The 8,724-nt window shown below is 72.8% G+C and carries 8 protein-coding genes and 1 pseudogene; 3 read left to right on the top strand and 6 right to left on the bottom strand.

Annotated features, from left to right (window positions below; genetic code table 11):
- Positions 1 to 161: 161 nt before the first annotated feature.
- The gene (locus ACH01S_RS41465) at positions 162 to 695 is read right to left on the bottom strand and encodes a DinB family protein (RefSeq protein WP_067905787.1); all 534 of its coding nucleotides are present in this window, start codon (positions 693 to 695) and stop codon (positions 162 to 164) included.
- Positions 696 to 800: 105 nt separating this feature from the next.
- Between ACH01S_RS41465 and ACH01S_RS41460 the strand changes: the two genes are divergently transcribed.
- Complete coding sequence (locus ACH01S_RS41460; protein WP_067905785.1) at positions 801 to 1,754, top strand: helix-turn-helix transcriptional regulator; 954 nt, start codon at positions 801 to 803, stop codon at positions 1,752 to 1,754.
- Here ACH01S_RS41460 and ACH01S_RS41455 read toward each other — a convergent pair.
- Positions 1,751 to 2,698, bottom strand: a complete 948-nt coding sequence (locus tag ACH01S_RS41455) for a TIGR01777 family oxidoreductase (RefSeq protein ID WP_067905783.1) — start codon at positions 2,696 to 2,698, stop codon at positions 1,751 to 1,753. The two genes, ACH01S_RS41460 and ACH01S_RS41455, sit on opposite strands and share 4 nt — an antisense overlap.
- A gap of 240 nt (positions 2,699 to 2,938) precedes the next feature.
- Between ACH01S_RS41455 and ACH01S_RS41450 the strand changes: the two genes are divergently transcribed.
- Entirely contained in the window at positions 2,939 to 3,208 is a 270-nt protein-coding gene (locus ACH01S_RS41450; RefSeq protein ID WP_218010583.1) for a DUF3303 family protein, read from the top strand.
- Here ACH01S_RS41450 and ACH01S_RS41445 read toward each other — a convergent pair.
- From ACH01S_RS41445 to ACH01S_RS41430, 4 genes are all read right to left on the bottom strand, one after another.
- Positions 3,205 to 3,948: an aminotransferase class IV gene (locus ACH01S_RS41445; RefSeq protein ID WP_067905779.1), complete on the bottom strand. Its 744-nt coding sequence runs from the start codon at positions 3,946 to 3,948 to the stop codon at positions 3,205 to 3,207. The genes ACH01S_RS41450 and ACH01S_RS41445 overlap by 4 nt on opposite strands.
- 39 nt (positions 3,949 to 3,987) lie before the next feature.
- A complete protein-coding gene (locus ACH01S_RS41440) occupies positions 3,988 to 5,070 on the bottom strand; it encodes a hypothetical protein (protein ID WP_067905777.1) in 1,083 nt (360 codons plus the stop codon).
- 264 nt (positions 5,071 to 5,334) lie between these two features.
- A complete protein-coding gene (locus tag ACH01S_RS41435; RefSeq protein ID WP_067905775.1) occupies positions 5,335 to 6,045 on the bottom strand; it encodes a type 1 glutamine amidotransferase in 711 nt (236 codons plus the stop codon).
- Positions 6,035 to 7,285: a Mur ligase family protein gene (locus ACH01S_RS41430; protein ID WP_067905773.1), complete on the bottom strand. Its 1,251-nt coding sequence runs from the start codon at positions 7,283 to 7,285 to the stop codon at positions 6,035 to 6,037. The genes ACH01S_RS41435 and ACH01S_RS41430 overlap by 11 nt, the downstream gene beginning before the upstream one ends.
- Positions 7,286 to 7,803: 518 nt before the next feature.
- Between ACH01S_RS41430 and ACH01S_RS45050 the strand changes: the two are divergent.
- Positions 7,804 to 8,724: pseudogene (locus ACH01S_RS45050) on the top strand (hypothetical protein); the annotation flags it as partial.

The raw sequence follows: 8,724 nt of genomic DNA, 5'->3' as shown, positions 1-8,724 counted from the left end.
CCCCGCCGTCCCGATCCGGAAGGCCCCGGTTCCGGCGACGAACGGTCGCAGCCGGGGCGCGGCCGGGCGGGCGCGCGTCGCGCACGGCTCCGCCCCGGCCCGCACCAGCACCGAGTGCACCTGTCCCACGCGCCCATTCTCGCCGGGCGCCGCGGGTCCGGTCAGCCCATGCTCTTCGCGCCGTCCAGGGACTCCCGGATGATGTCGGCGTGCCCGGAGTGCTGGGCCGTCTCGGCGACGATGTGCATCAGGACGCGGCGCACCGACCAGTGCGTCTCGGTGTTCCAGGGGGCCTTGGGGAGTTCCTTGAGCTCGTCCAGGTCGGGACGGGTGGCGACGTACTCGTCCGTCCGGCGGGCGACCTCGGCGTAGGCGTCGAGGACCCCGGCGAGGGTCTCGCCGGGCAGCATGCGGAACTCGTCCGCGCGGCGCTGGAAGTCCTCCTCGGTCATCTGGGTGAAGTCGGGCATCGCGGACGGGGCATCCTGGATGAACTCCACCCATCCGCGCTCGCACGACGTGACGTGCTTGATGAGCCCGCCGAGGCACAGCTCGCTCGCCGTGGTCCGGAGCCCCGCCTGCTCGTCGGTGAGGTCGCGGGTCGTGAACCGCAGGAAGTGCCGGTGCTTGGCCAGCATCGCCAGCAGGTCGGCGTGCTCTCCGGCCGGGACGGTCTGCTGCTCGTCGGTCGTCATCGTCACGTCTCCACCTTGGGTCGCTTGGGTTGTCTTGCTGACAGACACCAAGCTAGGAGCGATAGCGGCCACTTCCTGACCTGAATAGCGGGAAGAATCGGACGCATGGCGAACACCAGCTCACGAACCCTGCGCCTGCTGTCGCTGCTCCAGACCCACCGGTACTGGCCCGGCGCCGAGCTGGCGGACCGGCTCGGCGTGTCCGTCCGCACCCTGCGGCGGGACGTCGACCGGCTCCGCGACCTCGGCTATCCGGTCGAGGCGCAGCGCGGCGTCGACGGCGGCTACCAGCTCGCCGCGGGCGCCGCGCTGCCGCCGCTGGTGATCGACGACGAGGAGGCGGTCGCGCTGGCCGTCGGCCTCCAGGCGGCGGCGCAGGGGTCGGTCGAGGGCATCGCCGAGTCGTCGGTGCGGGTGCTCGCGAAGGTCGTGCAGGTGATGCCCGCCCGGCTGCGGCGGCGGGTGGAGGCGCTGCGCGCGATGACCGTGCCCGCCGGGTTCGGCGGCCCGTCCGGGACGGAGGTCGACGCGTCCGTCCTCACCGCCATCGCGCTGGCCTGCCGGGACGCCGAGCGGCTCCGCTTCGGCTACACCGCCGCGAACGGCGATCGGACGGAGCGGGAGGCCGAGCCGTACCGGCTCGTCCGGCTCGGCCGCCGCTGGTACCTGGTGGCCTACGACCTGACCCGGCACGACTGGCGCAACTTCCGGGTGGACCGGCTCTCCCGGCTGGACGTGACCGGGGCGCGGTTCCGTCCGCGCGACCTGCCCGCGGCGGACGCGGCGGAGTTCGTCCGCGCCGCCGTCGACGAGCGCGCCCGCTCCTACCAGGTGGAGGCACTGGTGCGCGCCCCCGCCGAAACGGTGCGCGGGCGTATCGGACGGTGGTGCACGGTCGAGGAGGTCGACGACGGAAACTGCCGGGTGCGAATGACGTCCGATTCCCTGGATTGGCCGAGCATGGCGCTGGGAGCGGCCAGGGCGGACTTCCAGATCGTGGAGCCGCCCGAACTGCGGGCCTTCATGCGGGAATGGGCGTCCCGCTTCTCCCGCGCCTAACGGCGTGCGCGGACGCGCCGCACGAGGTCGGCGGCGGCGCCCGGCCATTCGGTGTACTCGAAGGAGAAACCCGCTTCCGTGAGCCGTCCCGGAACTACACGGCGGCTCTTGAACAGGAGCTCGGTGTCCGACCGAATGGCGAGCGCGCCGATCTCCGCCATCCATTTCGTCGCGGGCAGCCCCACCGGAACACCCCAGGCCGCACGCAGCGCACGCATGAACGCACGCTGCGGCAGCGGCCCCGGCGCGGCCAGGTTCACCGCGCCTTCGAGATCGTCCCGCTCGATGAGGAATTCGACCGCCCGGACGAAATCGCGGTCGTGAATCCAGGACACGTACTGCGCGCCTCCCGCGACGGGCCCGCCGAGCCCGAGCCGCGCCAGCCACAGCAGGACGTCGAAGACGCCACCGCGATCAGGGCTCATCACCATCGCGGAGCGCAAGGCGACCTTCCGCGTGGACGGCGTGTCCGCCTTTTCCTGCGCCCGCTCCCACGCCTTGGCGATTTCGACGCTGTAGGCCCAGTAGCGCGGGACGCCTTCCTCACCTCCGCCGATCACGCCGGTCGCCTCGTCGTTCGGCGCGTCGAAACGGTGCGCGTAAATGGTCGCGGTGCTCATCTGCAACCACACCTTCGGCGGACACTTAGCCGCCGCGATCGCCTCGCCCACGACCTCGGTCGAACGCACCCGCGAATCCATCATCGCCTGCATACTGGCCGGGGTGTAGCGGCAACTGACACTGCGTCCGGCGAGGTTGACGACGACGTCACTGCCGTCGATCACGCCGTCCGCCCAAGGCCCCAGGGTCTCGCCGTCCCATCGGACCTCACGATCGCCCCGCGGGTTCCTGGTCAACACCACGACCTCATGCCCCGCGGCGGTGAGGGCCCGCCTGAGAACCGTCCCGACCTGCCCGGTCCCCCCGGGAATCACGACCTTCACCAAGCCACCTCCCACCCTCCGAGAACGACCCTAACCCCCAGACTTGAACACGTTCAAACACTGAGACGAGCCTCACCCCGGCGTAGATTGTTGGTTTTGCCGGGTCGGCGGCGGGTTTGTCCAGGTCAGTGGGCGAGTATCACTCGGTTAGAGCACCGGGACTCGGCGAGTGCGGGCCCGGCCGCACCGGTCCCGGTGCGGCGGGGGGACGCCGCGATGCGAGTCATGCTCAGAGCGCAGATGGACACGAGAATCGCGAACGAGGCGATCAAGACCGGCAGGCTTCCCGAGGTCATGGCGTCGCTGATGGAAAGGCTCGACCCCGAGGCCGCCTATTTCGGGCCGAGCGACGGCGGACGCTCCTGCACGCTCGTCTTCGACATGCGGGACTCCTCGACGCTGCCGACCATCGCCGAGCCGCTCTTCCAGGAATTCGGCGCGAAGATCGAGATCCAGCCGGTGATGACCAGGGAAGACCTCGAAAAGGGGCTCGCGGCCCTGCGCGGCTAGATCTGGTCCCAGGGGACTGATGCGTACGCTTCGTGGACGCGGGTCATCCAGTCGTCGCGGGGCGGGTATTTCACGTCGCCTATCCGGCTCACCGGGGCGATGCCGAGGGAGTTGGTGACGAACGCGCCGTGGAATGAGGGCAGGTCGTCGACGCGGACCACGGCGCGGTAGGGGCGCAGGATCTCGTCCAGGAGGCGCATGGTGACGCCGCGCAGCATGGGGGCGTCCGGCCAGATGATCCGGCCGTCGCGGAAGAAGCCGATGTTGGTGATGCCGCCCTCGGCGACCCGGCCGTCGGACAGGACGAGCAGCGCCTCGTCGAAACCGGCCTGTTCCGCCTGGAGCCCGAAATGGATCTGGCCGAACGTGCCGACGTGCTTGATGTGCGGGACGGGCCGCTCGTAGCCGACCGGCAGCAGGCTCTGCGGTTTCGACGGCGCCTCGGCCGGCGCCCGCACGACCACCTGGACCACGGGTTCCGATTCCGGCTGGTGGACGCTCACCCGGACGGACGCGTCGCCGTCGCCCACGGCGTGCCGGATCAGGTCCCGGACGCGGACGGGGTCGAGGGGCGTGCCGAACAGTTCGCGGGTCGCGGCGTCGAGCCGGTCCAGATGCGCGAGCAGGCCCCGGACGCGGCCGGACCGCACCTGCATGGCGGTGAAATGGCCGTAGTTGACGAGCGCCGGGTGCGTGAGCGTCTCCGCCGTCGCCGGACGTCCGTCCACCTCGATGCGCATGTCGTTCCTCGGGGCAGTTCGGGGGAATGGTGCTGGATTCTATGAGGGTCCGCGGTTCCAGGACGACCCGCGGCCCGGAAGGGGAAGCGGCGTCGCGCGCAGGGCGGCCCAGTCGCGCAGTTCGCCGGCGAGGTCGGGCGCGATCACGCGGGGCAGGTGCGGGAGGGCCGCGTCGACCATGTTCTTCATCTCCCGCCAGCGCCGGACATAGGACGGGTCCGGCGCGGCGAATCGCGGCGGGACGGCGTCCTCGCGGCTCATCGGCATCGCGGCGAGGCAGTCGCGGACGACGTCCTCGGCGGGCGGCAGCTCACCGGACAGCGCGTCCCGGAGGCCGAGTTCGTGCAGCGTGTCGACGAGCCCGGCCTTGGTTAAGGCCGCCCGCGCGGGCGGGAACGGCTGGATCGACTCCGCCTGCCGCAGCAGCCACAGGCCGAACCGCCCCCACTCGGCGCGCTGCGCGGGCGGGCCGTGCAGCCGGGCGAGGACGGCGCCGAACAGCTCCGCCCACCAGTCGGCGCGGTCGGGTCCGGCGGCGGGCTGCCGTTTCGCGAGCCAGCGCACGCGCTCGTCCGGGGAGAGGCGGCGGACGGCGGCGGTGGCGTCCTGCAGCGCGCCGCTCCGCGGCTTGACCGGGAGGGCGGCGGGCATGCGGATGCCGTGCACGTCCCCGGGCTGCGTCGGCATCCGGGGGTCGGGTTCGCCGTCGTCCACCCAGATGGCGGTCTGCGAATCGGGCTGGACGAACCAGCGCCAGCCCGGCTGGGTGGGAAGCTCCTCAAGGACGAGCCCGCGGCTTTCGAGCTCCTCGCGGAACTCCGGAAATCGAACGGAACTTCGGAACGGTCCGTAGGATTCGCGGACGGCGGGCGGGACGACGTCCCCGTAATGCAGCGTGAACACGCGGACGGCGAGGCTGACGCCGTGCCACCGGCCGCCGCCGAGGCCCGTCCAGCACGACTCCACGAGCCCCAGATGGCGAACGGGATACGCCTTCTGGGCCTCGCCCTCGTCGCGGTCATAACCAAGGCGAACTGCCAGGTCGCCCGTGTCGCAGGTCTCGTCCAGACCGAGGACGGTCCCGGTCGCGACGACCGAGGCGTAGAAGTCGAAATCGTTCACCCCTACATTTTCGCAGGACGAGCGAGATCCGTGCCCAATGAGTTCTGATATCCGGCAGCCGAATTTGGAGGTCGGGGCCGACGGGCCGCGACGGTTTCAGCGCCGGACGCGCGGTCGGGGTTTCCGGATGATCGGCAATGCCGCCTCACCGGCCCCGCGCCGGGTCCGATCCGAAGGGTCGAGCGCGGCACGCGCTGCACAGGCCCGGCCCGCGCGAGCCGATCCGCCGGGACGCGTCGGTCCCGGCGGGTCGGCGGCGGCGGTTCAGCCGGCGACGGCCTTGAGGCGCTCCTCGCGCAGGCGTCCGGCCCAGGAGTCGTCCAGCGGCTGGAGCTCGGCGCCGACCGCCCAGCGCAGCAGCAGGTCGGCGAGGCCGGGGTTGCGGACCAGCGCCGGGCCGTGCATGTACGTCCCGAGGACGCGCCCGCTGTAGGCGCCCTCGAACCCGTCGCCGTTGCCGATCCCGTGCACGACCTTCGCGAACGGGCGGGCGTGCTGGCCCAGGTGGGTGACGCCCTGGTGGTTCTCGAAGCCGGTGATGCGCGGCACGTTCAGCTCGCCCGCGACGTCCCCGACGATCTCGCCGACCGCGCGCTGCTCGCCCCGCGTGGAGCGGATGTCGAGCAGGCCGAGGCCCGCGACCGGCTGGCCCTCCTCGCCGCCGAACTCGTGGCCGAGGAGCTGGTACCCGGCGCACACCGCGAACACGACCGCGCCGGACTGGACGGCCCGCGCCAGCCCGCCGTCGCCGCGCAGCCGCTGCGCCGCGAGGATCTGCGGCCGGTCCTCGCCGCCGCCGAGCAGGTAGATGTCGCCGTCGGCGGGGACGGGCTCGTCCGAGCGCAGGTGGACGGTCTCGGTCGGGATGCCGCGCAGCGCCGCCCGCCGCTCCAGGACGATCGTGTTGCCCTGGTCGCCGTAGGTGCTGAGCAGGTCCGGGTAGATCCAGACGATCTTGATGCGGTCAGACGACACGGCCGTACCTCGTTCGGATGGACTGGAAGGCGGTGTAGTTGGCGATCACGTCCAGGTGGCCCGGCGGGACGGCCATGACCGCCTGGTCGATGTCGTCCACGACGGTGAAGGAGACCTCGGCGGCCTCCAGCCGGGCGGCGAGGTCGATGCGCCGCTCGCCGGTGACCCAGACGGGGCGGCCGCGCAGGATGCGGTAGTCGACGTCCCACAGCCAGGACGTGTCGCGGCCGTCCGGGCCCTGCGCGTTGATCGACAGCGCGACCGGGCCCGGCGCGGGCTGCAGGACGTCGAACGCCTCCAGCCAGCCCGCCGGGTTCTTCGACAGCAGCAGCCGGATCGAGCGGCCCTCGTGCTCGACCGTCGTGTACCGGCCCGCGACCGACGTGACCTGCGACAGCAGCGGCAGCGCCTGCTCGGGCGGGACGCCGAACTGCGCGACGACCGCGAGCGCGATCAGCGCGTTCGACCGGTTCGCGCGGCCCGGCAGGGACAGCCCGGTCAGCGGGAACGCCCGGCCGTCGGGGGCGGTGATCTGGTCGCCGCGCAGCGTCCAGTCGGGGCGGGGCCGGGCGAAGTGGCACTGGCGGCAGCGCCAGTCGCTGTCCTCGTCGGTGTCCTGCCGGTCGAGGGGGCCGCCGCACTCGGGGCAGCACCAGGAGTCCTCGCGCCAGTGCTGGCCCGCCGCGACCCACGTGACGCTCTTCGCCGTGGACGCGCCCCACGTCACGAGCGGGTCGTCGCAGTTCGCGATGACGTGGCTCTGCGGGGACGCCTCAAGCGCCCGCCGCCACTTCCCGGCGAGCAGCCAGATCTCGGCGGCACGGTCCATCTGGTCGCGGCTCAGGTTCATCAGCGCGACGACGTTCGCCCCGGTCTCCTTCAGGACCATCGGGACGTACTTCTCGTCGCACTCCAGCACCCCGTACCGGGCCGTCGGCGCGGACGCGAGCGCGGACACGTGGCCGGTCGGCATGTTCGCGCCGAACGCGTTGGTGGCGACCTCGCCCAGCGGCGTCATCGCCGAGGTGATCAGCCGGGTCGTCGTCGTCTTGCCGTTGGTGGCGCTGACGAGGACGAGCTTGCGGTCCTTCGCGAGCCTGGTCAGCAGCTCGGGGTCGAGGCGGAGGCCGACCTTTCCGCCGATCACCGAGCCGTCCCCGCGGCCCGCCATGCGGGACATCTTGGCGGCCGTACGACCGAGCGCGACGGCCAGCTGCGAACGCAGCGGAAGATCGCTCATGGACTCCGTCTTCTCTGGATGCGTCTGGTATGCGCCGGTAAACCGCTCCGAGCCTAGCCGCTGAGGGCCCCGCTCCGGGCTCGTCCCCGCGGCTCGGCGGCGGGTCGCGGGACGGCCGGGACGGACGGGGAGCAAGATGTGAGCAGCATCACGGGACGTCGGGTAAACCTGCGCGGCCGGTCTTGACCCGTACCGAGATGTCGTGATTCGGTGCGACCTCCGACTGCGGTGTGCCAGATTCCCATCCACGCGTCCGAGAACGGCGGCACCGACTACTTTTGTCGGGGGCCCTGCTGGTCGCGGGGGACGCGACGGCCGCCCGCGGCGGCGGGCCGGATCGCAAGGCGTGGACAGAGCGGCGATAAGGCGAGGTCTGAGCGATGCAGTGTCCGACGTGCGGTAATGACACGCCCGGGACGCTCGGCAAGTGTTCACACTGTGCGGCCCCGATCGACGTGTACTCGGCCGGGCCCGTCGCCGGTGGGGGGACGACCCCCCACACCCCCCGGAACGGACCGGTGGTTCCCCTGTCGGCCCCGCCCGCGGTGGCCGGGACCGCCGACGCGCTCGGCGACCGGACGGTCATGGTGCCGCCGCCCACGCCGTCCTGGGCGAGCGGCGCGCAGCCACCCGTCACACCCGACCTCGACCTGCCGGGACGCCCGGACGGCGCGGCCACGCAGCGGACGGCGCCGGAACCGCCGGGGACGGCGACGGGCGGGCAGCCGCCGCTGCGGCTGACGGTCGAGCCCTCCACACCGCCCGCACCGCCCGCGCAGCCCGCGCCGCCGGTTTCGCCGGGGGCGTCCACGCCGCCCGCGTCGCCGCTGCCGTCCTTCGACCCCGAGGACACCGCCGCCTGGACGTTCGTCCCGGACGAGGACGACGACCCGTCCGGCGGGTTCGCCGCGCCCCCGCCCGCCGCGCCGCCCGCGCCGCCCGCTCCCGCGCCGAGCGCGTTCGGGGTGGAGCCCGCGCCGGAGCGGACGGAGTCGATCGTCCCCGACTCGTGGTTCGCGCGGCCGCGCAAGCCCGAGGCGGAGGCCGACGCGACGCAGGTCTACCAGTCCCCCGCGCTGCCGCAGCCGCAGCCGCCCGCCGTCCCGGACGCCGACGCGACCCAGATCGCCCCCGGCTACGGCAACAACCCGAACTTCGGCAACGGCTTCGGCGGCGACCCCGGCTACGGCCCCCAAGGCATCGGCCAGGGCTTCGGCGGCGGCGACGACTTCGACCGGACCCGGATGGATTCCGCCGCCCCCATGGGCGCCCCGCCGATGGGGCAGGCGCCGATGGGACAGGGCCCGATGGGGCCGGGTCCCATGGGCGGGCCGATGGGGCCGGGCATGCAGCCAGGGCCGGGCACGCAGATGTTGCCGGGCGACCCCGCGTACGGCGGGTACCCGCCGGGGCAGGGCGGGCGCCCGGGCGGCGGCGGG

It is taken from the genome of Actinomadura chibensis NBRC 106107 (assembly GCF_001552135.1).
Lineage (GTDB): Bacteria > Actinomycetota > Actinomycetes > Streptosporangiales > Streptosporangiaceae > Spirillospora > Spirillospora chibensis.
This window is presented reverse-complemented; position numbering and strand designations above follow the sequence as displayed.